Source organism: Dysgonomonas mossii (genome assembly GCF_004569505.1).
Lineage (GTDB): Bacteria > Bacteroidota > Bacteroidia > Bacteroidales > Dysgonomonadaceae > Dysgonomonas.
Map to the genome: position 1 here is coordinate 534,922 of NZ_SPPK01000001.1, position 21,146 is coordinate 556,067.

Here is a 21,146-nt window from a genome sequence, read left to right on the forward strand (position 1 = left end):
TATAGTGACAGTTTCCAAAACTGCCTATAATTGTTTTGTTTATTCAAGTTTAAGAAATAAGAAAATGAAAAAATATATAATATATATCGCTTGTTTACTTGCGACGCTTTGGGGGTGCAACTCTAAACAAAAAGCAGACACTCATACAGAACAAAATAAAGAATCTCACGCAGGACATAATCATTCTGAAGAAGAAGGAGCTCACTCTCACGAAGAGGGAGAGGAGTGTGACCTCGATCATGCCGAAGGCGAAGGTTCTCATGATAAAGAAGCCCATGGAGAAGAAATCGTATTTTCTCCTGAGCAAGCTAAAAAGGCAGGATTGGAAATCGTGAATGTTCAACCTTCTGCATTTCATCAGGTAATAAAAACGAGTGGACAAATTTTATCTGCACAGGGAGACGAGGTTACAATCTCAGCAACTGCCAATGGGATAGTGTCATTTAATAAGGCTTCGTTGAATGAAGGACTAGCCGTACGTGGTGGAGAATCGCTTCTAAGTATTTCTTCTAAAAATATCGTAGATGGAGACCCTATAGCAAAAGCGAAGTCTGCATACGAGATTGCTCAGAAGGAATATCAGAGAGCTGAATCTTTGATCGGAAATAAGCTTATTGCCGAAAAAGAATATAACGAGATCAAGCTGAACTACGAAAATGCTAAGGTTGCTTATCATGCTATCGGGCAGAAAACTACAGCTAAGGGCGTGGGAATCTCCACTCCTATAAGTGGATTTATAAAGACTAAATTGGTTAATGAAGGTCAATACGTGGAAGTAGGGCAAGCCTTAATGACCGTTACGCAAAATAGACGACTGCAACTAAGAGCTGATGTTTCGGAACGTTATTTTAAAGATTTAGGGTCTGTAATATCCGCAAATTTCAAAACGCCTTACGATAAGACGGTTTATACCCTTTCCGCCCTAAACGGAAGGCTGGTATCGTACGGAAAGTCTTCGTCTAGCCAAGAATACTATGTACCGGTCAATTTTGAATTTGATAATATCGGTCAAATAATTTCCGGTTCTTATGTTGAAGTCTATCTCTTAGGACAACCGCGTAGCAATGTTATTTCTATACCTGTATCTTCTTTAATCGAAGAACAAGGCCTGTATTTCGTTTATTTGCAATCTCACGATGATGCTTATAGCAAACAAGAAGTTACTTTGGGAGCAAATGACGGTAATCAAGTGGAAATCTTGTCAGGTCTGAAGAAGGGAGACAAAGTAGTAAGTAAAGGAGCATATCACGTCAAGTTAGCTTCTACATCATCAGCAATCCCTCATGCTCATGAACATTAAATTGAGGAGGAATAGATATGCTGAATAAAATAATACAATTTTCGTTGAACAATCGTCTGATTGTTCTTATCGGTGCTGTTCTCTTATTGGTTGGCGGACTTTATACTGCTAAGAATATGGAGATAGATGTATTTCCAGATCTCAATGCCCCTACTGTAGTGATAATGACAGAGGCGAATGGGATGGCTTCGGAAGAGGTGGAACGCTTGGTCTCTTTTCCTATCGAAACAGCAGTGAATGGTGCTACAGATGTCCGGCGGGTACGTTCGTCATCTACTACAGGTTTCTCTGTTGTATGGGTCGAGTTCGATTGGGGTACAGATATTTATAAAGCTCGGCAGATAGTAACCGAAAAACTAGCTACTCTGGGTGATGCTTTACCCGAGAATATCGGGCAACCCACATTGGGACCACAATCTTCGATACTGGGAGAGGTGATGATTATCGGCCTTACTGCTGACTCTACATCTTTATTAGACCTTCGTACTATTGCCGATTGGACGATTCGTCCACGCTTACTATCTACAGGAGGAGTGGCACAGGTGACAGTTATAGGTGGAGATATCAAAGAATATCAGATATTACTCGATCCGGGGCGTATGAAACATTACGGTGTTACGCTAGATGAAGTGCTACAAGTGACGCGTAATATGAATCAGAATGCATCGGGAGGTGTATTGTATGAGTACGGTAATGAATATATAGTAAGAGGTGTTCTGCAAAGTGCGGATGTAAAAGAAATAGGCAAAGCTGTTATAAAGAAAGTTGGAGAAAGCCCTATTCTGATCAGCGATGTAGCAGATGTAAAGATAGGAGCAAAAACACCTAAATTAGGTGTCGCTTCCGAAAAAACAAAGTCTGCTGTGTTGCTTACTATAACTAAACAACCCAATACGAATACCATCGAGCTGAGTGAAAAGCTGGATGCTTCTATAGCCGATCTGCAAAAGGGACTTCCTACGGATGTGAAAATATCAACAGATATTTTCCGGCAGGAACGTTTTATTAATAACTCTATTAATAATGTGCAGAAATCCCTTTATGAAGGCTCTATTTTTGTGGTCATTGTGCTGTTCTTGTTTTTGATGAATGGTCGTACGACTTTCATTTCTTTAATGGCTTTACCACTTTCGTTATTGACTTCTATTCTTGCTCTAAATCTGATGGGTCTAACTATCAATACGATGAGTTTAGGGGGGATGGCTATTGCTATCGGTTCGTTGGTAGACGATGCTATCATAGATGTTGAAAATGTATTTAAGCACTTGAGAGAGAATCGTAAAAAGCCAAAGGAGGAACAACAAAGCGTGCTTACTATTGTATTCGAAGCATCGAAAGAAGTCCGTATGCCGATTTTGAATTCAACATTAATTATTGTCGCAAGTTTTACTCCTTTATTTTTCCTTAGCGGTATGGAAGGGCGTATGCTTGTTCCTCTGGGGATAGCTTTTATCGTTGCTCTTTTTGCATCTACAATTATAGCTCTTACAGTAACTCCTGTTTTGTGTAGCTATTTGCTTGCAAATAATAAGAAAGATAAGGGAGAAAAAGAATCTGTATTTGTAGTAAGGCTTAAAGCTATCTATGAAAAAAGCTTGCATTGGGCATTAGCAAAACAGAAGATAGTATTGGGAATAACAGGTTTGTTGTTGATTTCGGCTATAGCTATTTCTTTCACGTTTGGGCGCAATTTTTTACCGCCATTTAATGAAGGGTCTTTTACAGTAACTGTAAATACCTTGCCGGGAATATCATTAGAGGAATCAGATAAGGTAGGAGCAATGGCAGAACAGGCCATTCTTAGCGTTCCTGAAATACAAACGGTAGGACGTAAAACCGGGCGAGCCGAATTGGATGAGCATTCTTTTGGTGTGAATACATCTGAGATTGAAGCACCTTTTGTATTGAAAGATCGTTCTCAAAAAGAGGTGTTAGCCGATCTCAGGAATAAGCTGAATGCCATACCGGGAATTAGTGTGGAAATAGGTCAACCGATATCGCATCGTATCGATCATATGCTTTCGGGCACCAAAGCCAATATTGCCATAAAGATTTTTGGAACAGACCTGAATAAATTATTCTCTCTCGGAAATGAGATCAAGTCGAAGATAGAGGGCATAGACGGTGTTGCCGACTTGAATGTAGAGCAGCAGGTAGAACGTCCCCAATTAAAGATTGTCCCTAAGCGCGAACTGTTGGCAAAATATGGTATCACTTTACCCGAATTTACTGAGTTTGTAACTACAATGCTTTCAGGTGAAGTTGTTTCTCAGGTTTATGATGCAGGTAAAAGTTTTGACTTGACACTAAAAGTTGACGAGAACTATAAAGATCAAGCCGAGAAGATCAGAAATCTGATGATAGATGCTAACGGGCTTAAAGTACCATTTGCTTATATTGCAGATATATCCTCCTCTACGGGTCCTAATACAATCAATAGGGAGAATGCTCAACGTAAGATTGTCGTGTCGGCAAACGTTGCCGGACGAGATTTGCGAAGTGTTGTAAATGAAATTCAGGATAACTTGGATAACAATATTCAGTTGCCTGAAGGATATCATATTGAATATGGAGGACAGTTTGAAAGTGAACAGGCAGCATCGCAGATATTGCTGATCGCTTCTGTTTTTGCGATTCTTATTATCTTTCTATTGCTTTTCAATCAGTTTAGAAGTGTTACACAATCGGCTGTAATTCTTCTTAATCTTCCTCTGGCTCTTATTGGTGGAGTGTATGCTATTCTGTTTACATCCGGAGAGATCAGCATTCCGGCCATTATCGGATTTATATCCTTGTTTGGTATTGCTACGCGAAACGGAATTTTGCTGATGGCTCATTATAACGATTTGGGAAACAAAGGATATTCTGTGAATAAGAGTATATTGCAAGGATCGCTTGATCGTTTGAATCCTATTTTGATGACAGCTTTGTCTTCGGGACTGGCTTTGATACCTCTGGCTGTACAAGGAAGTTTGCCTGGTAATGAAATTCAGAGCCCTATGGCTAAGGTTATTTTGGGCGGACTGCTAACTTCAACCATGTTGAATATGTACATTGTGCCGATTATATACAGAATGCTGAAAAATAGAAAGGCTGTAAAAGAAGAGATTGTTTAATAAAAGAGATATAATTTATGAAACCAATAATATATATTCTTTTGTCGGTGCTAGCTCTCAGTGCACAGGCTCAAGTCTCGTTCGATAATGTATTGAAAGAGATAGAAATGAATAATACAACGCTGAAAGCGTATCGCGAGAAAGCTAATGCAGATAAGATAGGGAATAAAACAGGCATAAACATAGCTAATCCCGAAGTGGAATTCGGTTATCTGTGGGGAAGTCCCTCCGGAGAAGGTAACCGTGTAGACCTTAATGTAACCCAGTCGTTTGATTTTCCTACAGCATATTGCTATAAGACACAATTGTCTGATGGAAAAAACCAACAGGTAGATATGATCTATGATCAACAGAAAGTGGAGATCTTGCAACAGGCTCGCTTAATCTGTGTAGAACTCGTTTATCAAACGAAGATGAACAAGATATTATCGAATCGACTGAAACAAGCCAGAGAACTTTCTGATGCGTATCAGAAGAGTTTTGATCAGGGAAATATCGATGTTTTGGAGCGTAATAAAACAAAGTTGAACTTGCTAAATGCTGAGAAAGCGTTGCAGATCAATGAAGTTGAATTGAATTTATCCAAATCTGAGTTGCAGCGATTGAACGGAGGGTTGGATATCACAGAATTTAATCGTTATTCAGATTTTACTTTTCCTCTCAATTTTATAGAATGGTTTGCAATAGTAAAGGCTAATAATCCTTCTTTGCGTGTCGCGGAACAAGAAGTTGCGTTGAGCAGAAAGCAGGAACAGCTTACAAGAGCTTTGAATCTGCCCAAGATAACAGCCGGATATGCTAGCGAAAGAGTATCGGGTACAACATTTCAGGGAGTTTCGGTTGGAGTATCCATTCCTTTGTGGGAAGGTAAAAATACAGTGAAGCATCAGAAAGCCCAAACGGTAGCATTGCAGATGCAGCATGAGGATTCTGAGTTACAGTTCAGGAATACCTTGAAGAATCAGTATGATAAAGCAAAGAAATTATCTCTGTTGTTAAAAGAGTATGAAGATGCTTTGAGTGTTACCAGTAGTCAGGATTTGCTTAAAATGGCATTGGATAAGGGGCAATTATCCCTTATTAATTATCTATTAGAGTTGTCAGTGTATTATGAAACAGTGGATAAGTATCTGGAAACAGAACGAGATTATCAGCTTGCTGTAGCTGAGTTACAGCAGTGGGAGAGATAAGATATCATTCTTTTTATTTTTGACGGAGTGAAGAATCATAAATTATAGATTCTTCACTCCGTTCTGTATAATGGCTATTAATTTAGCTTAGGGTTGATGCTCCCAGTATAGCAACATCGTCTACTTTAGATGTATATATCTTCAGGTTCTTTACTGTTTCGGGATAAGGAAAGCTATCAAGGCTATCCATCATGGCAGGAGCAAAATATTCGTAAGCGTTGGCTATACTTCCGCCTAAAATAATCACTCGAGGGTCGTAAGCAAAAAGAATTACTTTCATCAGGTCGCCTACATGGTGTCCAAACTGGTTCCATAGAATGATGGAGTCAACGTCTTCATTGGCTTTAGCCTTTTCAAAAGCGTCCTTACCGCTGATACCATGTACGCGTGTGAAATAAGAACTACTGCAATAAGATTCATAGTCATATTCCAGATAAGGAATACATCCGACCTCGCCGGCTCCTGTATTTCCACCATTGTATAATTTGCCATTGATAATAATCCCTGAGCCAACACCTGTTCCTAAAGCAACAGCTACTAAATCTTTCGATCCGGCTCCTTCTCCAAAATGATATTCACCCAGAGCAAAACAATTGCAGTCATTATTTACGAAGACCGGGATATTAAATTCTTTTTCTAGTATTTCTTTCAGATGTACTTCTTTCCAAGAGGGGATATTCATTACATTATATACGATGCCTTTTTGTGCATCAACTACAGACGGTACGCCTATGCCTATACTTTCTATTTCGGGCGATATGATTTGATGAAGCATGTCTGTCAATTGCTTTATAACGACGTCTTCAGGCTGGTCTGCTTTGCATCGTTCCGATATTTTCTTTACAATGACACCATTGTTAACAACACCCATTCTAACATTGGTTCCTCCTAGGTCTATCCCGATTTTCATGATTTTCTGATATTAATTTTTTATTGCATACAAATATAACTTATGAACTTCTAAAGGCAAAACGATTGAAGACATTATATTGACATCCATCTGAAAACAAAATCCATAAAAAAGTAGTATTTTTGATGTCTTAAATAAGAAAGCTCTTTGTAAATTCAACCTGAATGAATAATTTAATGAAATATATCTTTTTATTATTCCTAACCTTCCTTGCTTTCATTTCAATTTCGGCAAATAAACCACATGTTATCAACCTCTCCAAGAACATGTATAGAGCCGATAATAAAAACTGGTCGATAGCGCAAGACGAAAAAGGAATAATGTATTTTGGTAACGACATAGGCTTGTTGGAGTTCGACGGTGTCGAATGGAAGCTAAACCGTATACCTAATTCTCTAATAGCACGTTCGGTGGCAGTTCTTTCGCATCAAACGATTTTTACGGGAAGCTATGAGGAGTTTGGTCGATGGGATAGGGATATCTCAGGGAAATTAGTCTACACTTCTTTAAGTGATCAACTGGATAAAGCTCTTTTTAAAAATGATGATTTCTGGAAGATATGGATTGCGGAAGATTGCGTTTATTTCCAATCTTTTTCGTCCATCTATATGTACGACTATAAAACAGTGAAACATGTACCTTTCGATGGAGGCTTCTTATTATTATCTAAGGTGAGAAATGAATTCTTGGTGCAGCAAATGTTTGGAGCATTGTATCGCCTGAAAGGTGCTACATTAACAAAGATAGAAGGGAGTGAAATCTTTACGAATACAGATGTTAGGGTTATATTGCCATATTCAACAGATAAATATCTTATAGGTACATCCACAAAAGGAATGTATATTTATGATGGGAGCACGTTTAAACAATGGAACTCTGCCATATCGTCTGTATTAAGTTCTGCAGAGCTTAATTGCGGTATATTGTCTTCGAAGGGTGTTTATTTTTTCGGAACTATATTAGATGGTATTTATCAGGTTGACGAAGCTGGTAATATATTAGATCATCTATCTACTATAAATACCCTCCAGAATAATACGGTGCTATCCCTCTATGAAGATAATATAGGCAATGTCTGGGCTGCTCTGGATAAAGGTATCTCTTATATACAGCATATAGAGAATATGGACTGCTATATAGATAAAGGAGGGAAAACTGGTGCTGTATATGGTGGTGCTCTGTGGAATGATAAATTGTTTGTTGCTACCAATCAGGGTGTGTTCTACATAGCTGCTGAAGACCTTAAAAAGCCGGAAGCTCTGTCTAACATGAAACTGATAAATGGAACACAAGGACAAGTCTGGACATTAAAAGTTGTGAATGGAAAGCTATACTGTTGCCACAACAAAGGTCTAAAAATGATAAACAGTAACCTTTCGGTTTCAGATGTGTTTGATATACATACGGGTGTCTACAACATCATGGAAGCAAAATATAAAGAGAAAGACTTGCTTTTTCTTTCTACCTATCAGTCTCTAAAAATTGTAGATCCCGCTACAAATAAGGTCTATGTGCCGAAACAGATATCAGAGCCGATAATTAATGCTGATATTGATCATATCGGTAATATTTGGTTAGAACATGCTAATAGAGGGATTTATAGATGTAAACTCGGAGACGATCTCTCGGGCTTTGAAACATTCTCATATTACGGAGGAAGTAATAAAGATGGATTCCCATACAAAATGAAAATGTTTAAGGTGGGGGGACGTATTGTTTTGCTTGGAAATAATGAGTTTTATACCTACGATGATATTTCAAATAAAATAGTGCCGAATACAATACTGAATGATTGCTTTAAAAATGTAAAGAACCTAAAGCAAATTGTACATATTCGAGGAAATCTATTTTGGGCACTTACGGATGCTTCGATTTATAAATTCTCGTATGATGGCTATGAGGCATCTATTCTCGAAAGCTACAACCTAGGAATGAACTTATCATTGGTAAACGCATACGAAAATGTGTCTATCCTGAATGATTCATTGAGCCTTGTCTGTTTGGATAATGGGTTTATGATATACAATAAAGAACATGTTGTAAAAAAAGACCTTCAAAATAAATTACCTCTTCCATATTTAAGGATGTTGGGAACAACAAATGGTTATGGTGATTACGAATATAAGAATCTTGCTCAATTAGCTAAGATATCATATAACTATAATACTGTAACCTTTGGCTTTTCGGCAGAAAATGCATTTTCATCTAATTTTTCATTTCAGTATATGTTGCAGGGGGTAGATAATGACTGGTCTCTACCTCAAAAGGTGAATGGTGCTCAATATGCTCGTCTACCTGAGGGTAAGTATGTCTTTATGGTACGTACGGTAGATAATCTCGGACATTATTCCGAATCTATATCTTATGAGTTTGAAATATTGCCGCCTTGGTATCAGACTATTTGGGCGTATATGTTTTATATTCTTGCTTTTTTCTTTGTTATGTATATCATCTGGATGCTTATATTAAGACGATATAGAAACTTGCATCTTCAAAAGATCAGACATAGAGAAACCCGACGCTTGAAAATGTTGGCCGGGGAGTTGCAGCAAGAAGTGGAACAAAAGAGTGCCGAACTTCTTACTCAAACATCTTTTATTATTCAGAAAAATGAACTCATTTTGAAAGTAAAAGATATCATAGATGATTTTTATTCAAAGAATAGAAACAATGCATTGATTCCGTTATCTCAAAAAATAAATGCCTTGCTCAATAGCAATATGAATACGGAAGATGATTGGAAAACATTTTTATTAAAATTTGAAGAAAAACATACAGGCTTTTTCAGAAAGATGAAAACTCTATACCCTCAGTTAACCAATAATGATCTTAGGCTTTGTGCTTGTTTGAAACTAAATTTGGAAACAAAGGAGATTGCTTCTTTAATGAATTTATCTATTAGAGCCGTTGAAAATAGTCGTTATAGACTAAGAAAAAAGTTAAATATTCTTCCTTCCCAAAACTTGAATGAGTTTTTTCTCAATATAGATTAACTATTGTAATTTATTGTTTGTTATATTATTATGATTGTTTGAGAGGTAAAAGTGAGGTGGTGGTATTGTTAAAAGAGGAGAGGGTGTATTCACGGTGTATTAACTTTTAGAAACACTCTGTCTATAAACTCTAATTTTGACACAAATCTAATATCATACGCACAGAAAGAACAATCATAACTTAGCCGTTACTGGAAAATACGATCACTTTTTAGTTCTTCTTTTCTGTCGTTCATAGTAGATTTTATTTGAAAATATGTGTTTAAATAAAAAGTAAGACTATGAAAATTAAACCTAAAAAAATGAAAAGTTCAGCTGCTCTCATGCGGAGAATTTTTTTCTTCACTTGTTTTCTTTTGGCAAGCGTGACGACTATTTATGCGCAGACCAAAACAATCTCGGGTAAGGTTGTGGATCAAGCGAATGAGCCTCTAATCGGAGTTAGTGTTCTGGTACAAGGTACAACAAACGGAACAATAACAGATATAGATGGTATGTATTCTCTTTCTGCAAAACAAGGAGATGTTCTTGTGTTTTCTTATTTGGGAATGAAATCTCAATCAGTTACTGTAGGTGCCCAGAATGCGATAAACGTAGTATTGGAAGATGACGCCAAAATGCTAACGGAAACAGTCGTAATTGGTTATGGTACAGCAAAGAAAAGAGACTTGACCGGGTCCATAGCTAGTATTAAAGCTGAGGATATAGCAAACCGTCCGTCTGCAAACCCATTAGCTTCTTTGCAAGGAAAAGTAGCGGGGGTACAGGTCGTAAATACAGGTATTGCCGGACAAGATCCCGAAATTCGTATTCGTGGAACAAATTCAATTAACGGATATAAGCCGCTATATGTAGTTGATGGATTATTTAACGATAACATTAGCTTCTTAAATGCTGCCGACATTGAATCGATGGAAATCTTAAAAGACCCTTCATCATTGGCTATCTTTGGTGTACGTGGTGCAAATGGTGTTATTATTGTTACTACTAAAAAAGCGAAAGAAGGTCAGACATTGGTAAATATCAATACTTCTTTTGGTTTTAAATCGGTAGTAGATAAAATCAAAATGGCGAATGCTGCACAGTTTAAAGAACTTTATTCAGAGCAGTTAGCAAACCAAGGTGCAAGTCCTTTCGATTATACAAACTGGACTGCTGATACAGATTGGCAAGATGAAATATTCCAAACAGGATTTATTACCAATAACAATATTAGTATAACATCTTCTAGCGAAAGGAATAAGTTTTATATGGGTGTTGGATATACTTCAGAAGAAGGAACTTTGAAACACGAACAATTCAGTAAGGTTACTATCAATCTGAGCAGTGATTACACTATCACTAAAGCATTTAAAGTTGGATTCCAATTTAATGGTGCTCGTTCAACCCCTCTTAATACTTCTACCAGCTTATATACAGATGCTGTGAAAAGAGCTTTATATGCAGCACCTATCGGATCTCCTTATAATGAAAAAGAAGGTTTGTATAATACATTGCCTAGTTTCCAAAAAAATGAAGTGTCAAATCCGATGACTATTGTTGAGTTACAAAAGGATATGAACAAAGTAATTGATTACAGAGCATCCGGTAATGTATATGGAGATCTTACTTTCTTGAAGAACTTCAATTTCCGTGTAATGTATTCATTAGATTACAAATCTTATGATAGCAGATTATACACACCTAAGAGAACTATATTCGATGTTGATACTCAACAACCTGTGGTTATGGGAGATGGGAAAACTGCTGTGCAGCAACAAAAAACAAATGAAACAAAAGTTCAAAGTGATTATTTGTTGACTTATACAAATAGCTTTAACAATCATAATATCACAGCTACAGCTGGTTTTACAACATACTATAACAACTTATCCAGCCTTACTGGAAAACGTGGTGAAGGAAACGGACTTCCTATCGCGAATGACCCTGACAAATGGTTTGTAAGCATCGGTGATGCAAATGCAGCATCTGCCGAAAGTACACAATGGGAACGCTCAACTGTTTCATTCTTGGCAAGGGGATTGTATAATTATAAAAATAAATACCTGTTCAACGGATCGTTCCGTCGTGATGGATCTTCAGGATTCTTCTATACTGGCAACGAATGGCAAAATTTCTACTCTTTAGGTGCTGGTTGGGTAATAACAGAAGAGGATTTTATGAAAGATTTCACTTTTCTTGATTACTTGAAGCTTAAAGGATCATGGGGTACTCTAGGAAACCAAAATATGGATAGAGTTTATCCTGCAGAACCAGTACTTCTAAACACTTCTAACGCTATTTTTGGTGATAATATAATACCGGGATATGAAATCGCATATCTTCCAAATCCAAACTTGAGATGGGAAAAAATTGAAGCTTGGGAAGCTGGATTTGAAGCTTATTTCTTGAAGAATAGACTAAATTTCGAAGGTGTTTACTACAAGAAGAAAACTAAAGATCTTTTGGCTGAAGTACCAGGAATAACAGGTACCAGACCCGGTTTAGGAAACCTTGGAGCTTTGGAAAATAAAGGTGTTGAATTATCACTTTCATGGAATGATAAAATTGGTTCTGATTGGAGATATAGTGTAAGTGGAAACTTGACAACAATAAAGAATAAAGTATTGTCATTGGTGCAGAACGGATATACTATTACTGATGGAACATCAGGTCTTCCAATGATGTCTTATACACAAGCCGGTTATCCAATTGGTTATTTCTATGGATATAAAGTAGACGGTGTATATCAAAATCAGACAGAAATAGATAACTCTCCTACAAATAAATTAACAAAAGTATTACCGGGAGACCTTAAGTTTAAAGATGTAAATGGAGATGGTGAAATTACTACTGCAGACAGAACAATGATTGGTAATCCTACTCCTGATTTCACTTACGGACTTTCTGTAAATGTAGGATACAAGAATTTTGACTTGTCTGTTGACATGATGGGTGTATATGGTAATGAAATTTATCGCACATGGAATATTTTTGAATGGTCTCAGTTTAACTATTTGGAATCGAAGATGGGTAGATGGCATGGAGAAGGCACATCTAACACAGAACCTATTTTGAATAGAAAGCGTGCGATAAATGGTAAAGATTATCCATCTGATTATTTCGTCGAAGACGGTAGTTTCTTCCGTATCAGAAATATTCAATTGGGTTATACATTCGGAGCAGATATGTTGAAGAAGTTAAGAATGAGATCTTTGAGAGTATATATAAATGCTCAAAATCCTAAAACATGGAAAAATAATACAGGCTATTCTCCAGAAATAGGAGGTTCGGCAACAGCATTCGGTATCGATGCTAATCCGTATCCAATGCCTGCGGTTTATACATTTGGTTTAAATCTTACATTTTAATAGATAAAAACAATATATTATGAAACGAATATTTAATAAATATATATATGCCGCTATAATTGCTGCTTTAGCATTATCGGTTATCAGCTGTAATGATTTTCTTGACAAAAGTCCTCAAGGAAGTTTTACTGAGGATGACGATACTAGTGGTGGTGTAGAAGCAAAAATCTTTGGTGTTTACTCAAAAATGAGAAGTTATAATATAACTGCCGGAATTCCTGCATTTGCAGTGCACATGTTCCGTTCCGAAGATTCTGAAAAAGGAAGTACTGAGAATGATGGACCGGATAACGCCAGATTTTGGGATGATTTTGAATACACAGCATCTAATGGTATATTAGGAACTTACTGGAATCATAATTATTCGATAATTCATGACTGTAACTCTACTATAGATACTATACAGAAATTGAATAATAGTGACCTTAGAAGCTTGGAAGCAGAAGCTAAATTCTTTAGAGCTTATTGTTATTTCAACTTGGTGAGAGCATGGGGTGAAGTTCCTAAAATAGACTTTAAAATAAAAGATGCATCACAAGCTAATATCCCGAAAAGCTCTGCTGCTGAGATTTATGCATTAATTGATGCGGACCTTACTTTTGCTGAAGCAAATTTACCTCAATCTTGGCAAGCTAAATATACAGGACGTTTAACATGGGGTGCTGCCAAATCGTTACATGCCAGAACGTATATGATGCGTAACGACTGGGGAAATATGCTTGCTGCATCTAAAGAAGTTATCAATTCAGGAATCTATAATCTGAATACATCTGTTGATCAGGTGTTTACTGATGCCGGTGAGAACTGTGGCGAATCAATTTTTGAACTGCAATGTACTGCTACTGCGGCAATGCCTGCAAGTACGGCTATCGGTAGCCAGTTTTGTCAGGTGCAAGGCGTGAGAGGTGCAGGACAATGGAATCTTGGCTGGGGTTGGCATATGGCAACAAAAGAGTTAGGTACAGCTTTCGAGCCTGGAGATCCACGTAAAGATGCTACTCTTCTGTATTTCAGAAAACCGGGTGCAGCTATTACTCCTGAAAATACAAACAAGCCATATGGCGAGTCTCCTGAATCATCTGCAATGGGTGCATACTTTAATAAAAAAGCATACACAAATCCTGCGATGAGAGCTAAATATACGAGAGAAGGATTCTGGGTTAATATACGTATTATCCGTTATCCGGATGTTATTCTTATGGCTGCAGAAGCCGCAAATGAATTAGATCAGACTGAAGATGCTTTGAAATATTTGGAAATGGTAAGATCTCATGCGAGAGGAGCTAGCACCAGTATATTGCCAAAGGTTACTACAGAAGATAAAGTGGAATTGAGAAAAGCTATTCAGCGTGAAAGAAGAGTAGAATTAGCTTTAGAACCAGACCGTTTTTATGACTTAGTACGTTGGGGTACTGCTAAAGAAGTGTTACATGCAGCAGGTAAAACAAATTATCAAGATAAGCATGCATTACTTCCGGTTCCTCAATCGGAAATCGATAAATCAAATGGCGTTTTGAAACAAAACCCCAACTATCAATAAGGTTTATTAGGTTATCACATTTTTAATGGTAAGGGCTAGACAATTAGCCCTTACTAGTTTTAGGCAAGAAATAATTAGAGTTAAGGTATAACTGAAATTTAAGGTAAAATGACTGTAAGACAATTATTATTGGTCTTCTTGGCCTTCTTTGCTATCTCGGGCAATATATTGGCACAAGGGAAAGATCCAAAGATGGATAAGTTTATCAATGATTTAATGAGTAAGATGACGCTGGAAGAGAAAATCGGACAGCTTAATCTGCCTAGTTCCGGAGATATAACTACCGGACAGGCTAAAAGCAGTAATATAGCTGAAAAAATTAAGAAAGGACAAGTTGGAGGGTTATTCAATATAAAAGGTGTTGAAAAAATAAAAGAAGTTCAACGCATTGCAGTAGAACAGAGTCGTCTGAAAATTCCTTTAATATTTGGAATGGACGTAATTCATGGATACGAAACTGTATTTCCAATTCCTTTAGGAATGGCTGCTACATGGGATATGGCTGCTGTAGAGCAATCTGCTCGTATCGCTGCAATAGAAGCAAGTGCCGATGGTATTTGCTGGACATTCAGCCCAATGGTTGATATTTCGAGAGATCCTCGCTGGGGACGTTTCTCGGAAGGAAATGGAGAAGATCCTTTTCTTGGAGGACAAATCGCAAAAGCGATGGTTCGCGGATATCAGGGAGTAGGAGAGAACATGTATAAGTCTAACTCCAATATTATGGCTTGTGTTAAACACTATGCGCTGTATGGTGCAGGTGAAGCAGGTCGCGACTATAATACGGTAGATATGAGTCGTATACGTATGTTTAATGAATATATGTACCCTTATCAGGCTGCCGTAGAGGCAGGTGTGGGGAGCGTAATGGCTTCGTTTAATGAAGTGGACGGAGTTCCGGCTACAGCTAACAAATGGTTGATGACAGATGTGTTACGCAAGCAATGGGGCTTTAACGGGTTTGTAGTTACAGACTATACCGGAATAAGTGAAATGATAGATCACGGAATTGGTGATTTGCAAACCGTTTCGGCTCGTGCCTTAAAGGCCGGAATCGATATGGATATGGTAAGTGAAGGCTTGGCTACAGTTGGTAAGTCTCTTAAAGAAGGAAAAGTTACGCAAGCCGAAATAGATCAGGCTTGTCGCCGTGTGTTGGAAGCTAAATATAAATTGGGATTATTTGCAGATCCATATAAATATTGCGATGTAAATCGTGCAAAAAAAGAAATATACACAGCTGAAAATCGTGCTGTTGCTCGTAAGATAGCTTCAGAAAGTTTTGTTTTGCTTAAAAATGCAAATAATACATTGCCTTTGAAAAAAGGTGGAACTATAGCAGTGGTTGGTCCTCTGGCAAACACACGCTCTAATATGCCCGGAACATGGAGTGTTGCTGTAGACCTGACTAAACCCGCAACTGTAGTTGAAGGTATCCAGGAGGTAGCCGGAAGCAATGCTAAGGTTGTGTATGCAAAGGGTAGCCATCTGATAAATGATGCAAAATATGAACAAAATGCAACTATGTTTGGTCGTACATTACATAGAGATCAGGAAACTCGCAGTAATGAAGAAATGCTACAAGAAGCATTGCAAATATCAAAGGATGCAGATGTGATCGTTGCAGCATTGGGTGAATCGTCTGAGATGAGTGGAGAATCTAGTTCTCGTACCGAAATTGGTATACCTGATGTACAGAAAGAATTGTTAAGAGAATTATTGAAAACTGGAAAACCAGTTGTCTTGGTATTGTTTACAGGTCGTCCATTGACTTTGACTTGGGAAAATGAAAACGTACCTGCCATTCTTAATGTTTGGTTTGGTGGTTCAGAGGCTGCACACGCTATTGGAGATGTTTTGTTTGGAGACGTTAATCCAAGCGGAAAACTTGTAGCTACTTTCCCACAGAATGTAGGGCAGATTCCGTTATTCTACAATCATAAAAATACAGGTCGTCCATTGCACGAAGGACGGTGGTTTGAGAAATTCCGCAGCAACTATTTAGATGTAAGTAACGATCCGCTATATCCGTTTGGATACGGATTAAGCTATACAACATTTAGTTATAGCCACATTAAATTGAGTTCTACAACACTTGATGCAAAAGGAGAATTAACCGCTTCAGTTACTGTTACAAATACAGGAAAATATGATGGAGCTGAGGTTGTTCAACTTTATATTCGTGACTTGGTCGGTAGTGTGACACGTCCGGTTAAAGAATTGAAGGGCTTTGAAAAAACATTTATAAAAGCAGGGGAAAGTAAAAATGTTAGTTTTAAGATAACTCCTGAGTTATTGAAATTCTACAATTATAACCTCGAATATGTATTTGAAAAAGGTGATTTTGATGTGATGATAGGAGGTAATAGTAGTGATGTTAAATCTGCGAGATTTACATTGAATTAAATGCTCTGAGTCTTGAAAAAGAGACTATGTAATCTTAGTCTCTTTTTCTTGTTTATTATTAAAACAGATAATATGAAAAAAATATATATACCATTCATTTCTATAATGCTTGTCCTAGTGGCTATTAGTTGTAAGGATAAATCCAATAAAGATACTGATGATAGCTCCACAGAGCCAATTGCTATTACAGATGAAGCTCTATTGGATAGTGTTCAGCGCAGGACATTTAATTATTTTTGGGATGGAGCCGAACCTACGAGTGGAATGGCTCGCGAACGCTTTCATGTAGATGGAGTATATCCTCAAAATGATAAAAATGTAGTGACTTCCGGAGGTAGTGGCTTTGGAATAATGGCTATTGTTGCCGGAATAGACAGAGGGTATATAACTCGTGAACAAGGTTTAGAACGGTTTACAAAGATTGTAAACTTCCTCGAAAATGCAGATTCTTTTCATGGTGTATTTCCACATTGGTGGAATGGTGAGACAGGTGAAGTAAAAGGATTTAGTGATAAGGATAATGGAGGAGACTTAGTTGAGACTTCATTCCTTTTACAAGGTTTGTTGACCCTTCATCAGTATTATATAAATGGGTCTGATGCAGAAAAAGCTTTAGCTGTCCGTATTGACAACCTTTGGAAAAATGTCGACTGGAACTGGCATCGTAACGGTCAAAATGTATTGTATTGGCATTGGAGCCCTAACCATTCATGGGAAATGAATTTTCCTATCCGCGGATATAATGAATGTCTCATTACTTATGTTCTGGCTGCATGTTCTCCTACTCATGGTACTCCGGCTGAGGTCTATCATGAAGGTTGGGCAGAAAATGGAAAGATTATTGCCCCTCATCAATTGGAAGGATATAACCTAAATATGCGTTATCAAAGCAATAGCGGAGCAGGCCCTTTATTCTGGGCTCATTATTCATTCTTAGGATTAAATCCTACCGGGCTAAAAGATAAGTATGCTGATTATTATCAGGAAATGAAAAATTATACACTGATAAATAGAGCGTATTGCTTGCGTAACCCAAAAGGATTTAAAGGTTATGGAGAAGATTCCTGGGGCTTGACAGCTAGTTATTCTGTAAAAGGATATAGTGCTCACGAGCCAACAGAAGAAGGAGACCTCGGTGTAATAACTCCTACGGCAGCCTTATCTTCTATTGTATATACTCCCGAAGAATCAATGAAAGTAATGCGCAAGCTATATAGCATGGGCGATAAGGTTTGGGGGCAATATGGTTTTTATGACGCATTTAGTGAAACAGATAACTGGTATCCACAGCGTTATTTAGCAATAGACCAAGGTACAATAGCCGTGATGATCGAGAACTATCGTTCGCAGTTGCTTTGGAATTTATTTATGAGTCACCCTGATGTTCAAAAGGGGCTTAAGAAACTAGGTTTTGAATCTCCTTCATTGAATTAAAGAATAATAGAATCAAAAGGAAATAGCATCATAACTCACATGAAGTAAGATGTATTATCGTTATCTTTAATGTCAGTTATTTTAAAATTAAGGTTATGAAAAAAGGCGTTTTATATTTCATTTTTCTAATTTGTTCTTTATTTAGTTTCGCTCAGTTCAAGAATGCTTCATTCATGTTTGACGGGCATACATTGCCATATCAGATAATGTATCCTGAAAACTACGATGAGTCGAAGCAATATCCATTGGTCGTATTTCTTCATGGAGCAGGAGAGCGAGGTAATGATAATCAGAAGCAATTGACTCATGGTAAGCAGTTCCTTATTGATAATTTTCAGTCTGCTTATCCAGCTATCGTCATAGCACCTCAATGTCCAGCCGATAGTTATTGGGCCAATGTCGTTCGTCACCAGATTGATGATAAAATGACATTGAAATTCGGTCTTTCAGAGGGAATTACAGAGCCAATGAGTACACTGATTGCTTTGGTGCAAAATTGGCTGACCTCAGGGAAAGTAGACTCCAATCAAGTATATGTAGGAGGTTTGTCAATGGGGGGTATGGGTACATTGGAATTGTTGTGGCGATTGCCTGATACCTTCTCCGCGGCGTTCCCGATTTGTGGAGGTGCAGATTTGAGTAAGCTGCCTTTGTATGCCCACAATACAGCTGTTTGGGCTTTTCATGGGAGTGCCGACTCTGTCGTTCCTGTAGAAAATTCGAGAAATATATATAAGCGTCTCAAAGAATTGGGGTGTGATGCGGAATATGCCGAATATGAGGGAGTTAATCATAATAGCTGGGACAATGCCTTTAAAGAAGAAGGACTTGCCTCATGGCTGTTTAAACATAAAAAATAAAAGCTGAATTCAAGGTTTGTTTGGTGTTAGGCTAACTATGGTTGGTAATTGGTGTTATAAGGAGTAGAGACTGCATTAGTATTGTATGACTTTTGCAGTCTCTTTTTATATTTTATTTGTCAGCTATATTCGCTCTTACTTTTGTGAGGAAACTTAGCATCGCTGCACTGTCTTTTTTCTCGATTATTTCTAAAAGATGCTTTAATTCACCTCGTATACTCTCCACCTGAGCGGGAGTATAAGGGTTGAAGAGAATCTCGGTCAACAAATAATCATCTTCCGACAGAAGCCCTTTTGCAATATTCATGTGACGCTTGAAGGTTGTTCCCGGAGCATCTTGATGCTTCATTACCGAAGCAAATACAAGTGTAGACGCAAACGGAATAGAAAGAGAATATGCAATCGTTTCGTCATGCTCTTCGAATGTATACTCGAAAACGTTCAACTTAAGACTGTTATACAAGTCTTTGAAAAATATTTTTCCCCAATGGTTCGATTCCGAAATTACAATTGCACTCTGTGTACTAAGATCTGTTAGGTTGGCAAATGTAGGGCCAAACATAGGATGGGTAGATGCAAACGGTCTGCCTGTTTTTTTATAAAACTCTTTTAGTCCCGTCTTTACAGATGCAATATCCGACAATATACAATCTTCATCCAGATATGGCAGTACCATTTCAAATGCCTGAATCGTATATTTCACTGTTGCTGCATTAATAACAATTTCAGGTTTGAAGTCCCTTATCTCTTCCGGATTGCTCATTCTGACTACATTATAAACAAATCGTAGACGTTTGGGATCAATGTCAAATATAGCAACTTCGTGATCGAAACTTAATACATCAGTAAAGAAGGAGCCCATTTTTCCGGCTCCTAATATTAATATCTTCATATACGGTTACTTGTTTAATATCTCAACCTGTTGTCTTACAGATTCTTCGTGTATTGCTTCCAGAACCACACGCATAAAGTCAGGATTCATACTCATAGATGTAGCCTGAGCAATTCGTTTCTGTAGAATTTCGTCATAACGGTCTGTTTGAACAACAGTTAGGTTGTGCTCTTTCTTGAATGTACCTATTTCGCATGATATGCGCATACGTTTTGCAAGTAATTCCAGCAACTGATCATCTAGTTCGTCTATTTGTCTGCGAAGGTCAGAAAGGTCTTCTGTCGATTGCTTACCATCACGAATAATAAGTGCTGTCAGTATTTCTTTTAGTCTCACCGGTGTTACCTGTTGAGAAGCATCACTCCAAGCATTTTCAGGGTCGCAATGAGTTTCTATAATCAATCCGTCATAGTTTAAGTCCATTGCTTGCTGGCATAGCGGCTGTATAAGGTCACGTTTTCCTCCGATATGACTTGGGTCACAAATAACAGGCAGATCAGGAAAACGACGTTTCAGTTCGATCGGTATATGCCATTGAGGCAGGTTTCTGTATATTTTCTTGTCGTATGAACTAAATCCACGGTGTATTGCTCCTATCTTGGTCAGACCTACATTGCTGAGGCGTTCAAGAGCACCGATCCATAACTCTAAATCGGGATTAACAGGGTTCTTTACCAATACCGGGATATCAACACCCTGTAGTGCTTCTGCTATTTCCTGAACTGCGAATGGATTTGCTGTTGTACGGGCACCGATCCATAACATGTCGATACCATATTTAAGAGCTTCATAAACGTGTTTCTGTGTTGCAACCTCAGTAGAAACGTACATTCCAGTTTCTTGTTTCACTTTTTTGAGCCATGCAAGTCCTTCGCTGCCAACTCCTTCAAATCCACCCGGTTTAGTGCGGGGTTTCCATATTCCGGCACGAAGGATTTTTATACCGTCTGCTGCTAGTTGCTTTGCAGTATTCATTACTTGTTCTTCGGTCTCGGCACTGCATGGACCGGCTATTACAAGAGGACGTTTCGGGTCAACTCCCGGAAGTAAAATTGAGTCTAGTTTCATATTTATTTTAATTTGTTTTTTGATTATTTTATATTTTAGCTAAAAAGTGACAAAAGTGACAAAGGTGACAACTTTTATTCTGTTTTT

The 21,146-nt window shown here is 37.8% G+C and carries 12 protein-coding genes; 9 read left to right on the forward strand and 3 right to left on the reverse strand.

Annotated features, from left to right (window positions below; translation table 11 throughout):
• The first annotated feature begins 64 nt into the window (after window positions 1–64).
• Genes E4T88_RS02465 through E4T88_RS02475 form a run of 3 tightly spaced genes read left to right on the forward strand, consistent with a single transcriptional unit; the run spans window position 65 to window position 5,606 of the window.
• Window positions 65–1,300, forward strand: coding sequence for an efflux RND transporter periplasmic adaptor subunit (locus E4T88_RS02465; RefSeq protein ID WP_135103889.1), 1,236 nt, complete (start codon window positions 65–67; stop codon window positions 1,298–1,300).
• A gap of 17 nt (window positions 1,301–1,317) precedes the next feature.
• Window positions 1,318–4,416: an efflux RND transporter permease subunit gene (locus E4T88_RS02470; protein ID WP_135103890.1), complete on the forward strand. Its 3,099-nt coding sequence runs from the start codon at window positions 1,318–1,320 to the stop codon at window positions 4,414–4,416.
• Window positions 4,417–4,433: 17 nt separating this feature from the next.
• Window positions 4,434–5,606 carry a TolC family protein gene (locus tag E4T88_RS02475; RefSeq protein WP_135103891.1) on the forward strand — a complete coding sequence of 391 codons (1,173 nt, stop codon included), beginning with the start codon at window positions 4,434–4,436 and terminating at the stop codon, window positions 5,604–5,606.
• Window positions 5,607–5,688: 82 nt separating this feature from the next.
• On the opposite strand, the gene E4T88_RS02480 is transcribed toward E4T88_RS02475, so the two are convergent.
• Window positions 5,689–6,516: an ROK family protein gene (locus E4T88_RS02480; RefSeq protein WP_135103892.1), complete on the reverse strand. Its 828-nt coding sequence runs from the start codon at window positions 6,514–6,516 to the stop codon at window positions 5,689–5,691.
• A 176-nt stretch (window positions 6,517–6,692) separates the two neighbouring features.
• Here E4T88_RS02480 and E4T88_RS02485 point away from each other — a divergent pair, with 176 nt between their 5' ends.
• From E4T88_RS02485 to E4T88_RS02510, 6 genes are all read left to right on the forward strand, one after another.
• Window positions 6,693–9,509, forward strand: coding sequence for a triple tyrosine motif-containing protein (locus E4T88_RS02485; protein WP_135103893.1), 2,817 nt, complete (start codon window positions 6,693–6,695; stop codon window positions 9,507–9,509).
• 281 nt (window positions 9,510–9,790) lie between these two features.
• Complete coding sequence (locus E4T88_RS02490) at window positions 9,791–12,859, forward strand: SusC/RagA family TonB-linked outer membrane protein (RefSeq protein ID WP_135103894.1); 3,069 nt, start codon at window positions 9,791–9,793, stop codon at window positions 12,857–12,859.
• 19 nt (window positions 12,860–12,878) lie between these two features.
• Entirely contained in the window at window positions 12,879–14,399 is a 1,521-nt protein-coding gene (locus E4T88_RS02495) for a RagB/SusD family nutrient uptake outer membrane protein (RefSeq protein ID WP_135103895.1), read from the forward strand.
• A gap of 108 nt (window positions 14,400–14,507) precedes the next feature.
• On the forward strand, window positions 14,508–16,805 hold the full coding sequence (bglX, locus tag E4T88_RS02500; RefSeq protein WP_135103896.1) for a beta-glucosidase BglX: 2,298 nt from the start codon (window positions 14,508–14,510) through the stop codon (window positions 16,803–16,805).
• 72 nt (window positions 16,806–16,877) lie between these two features.
• Window positions 16,878–18,239: a glucoamylase family protein gene (locus E4T88_RS02505; RefSeq protein ID WP_135103897.1), complete on the forward strand. Its 1,362-nt coding sequence runs from the start codon at window positions 16,878–16,880 to the stop codon at window positions 18,237–18,239.
• Between the two features lie 95 nt (window positions 18,240–18,334).
• Complete coding sequence (locus E4T88_RS02510; protein WP_135103898.1) at window positions 18,335–19,099, forward strand: carboxylesterase family protein; 765 nt, start codon at window positions 18,335–18,337, stop codon at window positions 19,097–19,099.
• A 112-nt stretch (window positions 19,100–19,211) separates the two neighbouring features.
• Here E4T88_RS02510 and E4T88_RS02515 read toward each other — a convergent pair whose 3' ends face one another.
• The gene (locus E4T88_RS02515; RefSeq protein WP_006842521.1) at window positions 19,212–19,991 is read right to left on the reverse strand and encodes a prephenate dehydrogenase/arogenate dehydrogenase family protein; all 780 of its coding nucleotides are present in this window, start codon (window positions 19,989–19,991) and stop codon (window positions 19,212–19,214) included.
• Window positions 19,992–19,997: 6 nt separating this feature from the next.
• Window positions 19,998–21,059, reverse strand: a complete 1,062-nt coding sequence (locus tag E4T88_RS02520) for a bifunctional 3-deoxy-7-phosphoheptulonate synthase/chorismate mutase type II (protein WP_006842522.1) — start codon at window positions 21,057–21,059, stop codon at window positions 19,998–20,000.
• Window positions 21,060–21,146 lie beyond the last annotated feature (87 nt).